Below are 408 nucleotides of genomic sequence, written 5' to 3' on the forward strand. Positions count from 1 at the left end.
CTCCCCAGAGCAGGAAGAACGGGCAAAGGAATACTTGAAAGAGGATTCCTCCAAGACTGTTTATCGCTCTGACTCTGATACGCTTCAGAGCAATCTTGCCAGAATTGGTAATTTTATCATGGAGATGCTGGCAGTTTTTCCAGCTACTTCTCCTGCACATGATCTTCTTCAGCGTCTGTTTGATGAACAGTATGTCGTAATGGACGGAAAGGCTGTACTTCGAGACAAGAAGGAGGTAAAGGCAGACAGTCTTCAGAATTCTAACGATCCTGATGCAACCTATCGTGCCAAGAACGACCAGAAGGTGCAAGGCTATGTGACCAACATCACAGAGACTGTAGAGGAAGGCAAGCCTAACATCATCACTTCCGTTCAGGTTGAAACTGCAGTATTTGCAGACTGCCATTT

The 408-nt window shown here is 45.8% G+C and carries 1 pseudogene; it reads left to right on the forward strand.

Annotation, left to right across the window (positions count from 1 at the left end):
- Positions 1-408: pseudogene (locus EXN75_RS17515) on the forward strand (transposase); the annotation flags it as partial.

Source organism: Segatella hominis, from assembly GCF_004535825.1.
Classification (GTDB): Bacteria; Bacteroidota; Bacteroidia; order Bacteroidales; family Bacteroidaceae; genus Prevotella; species Prevotella hominis.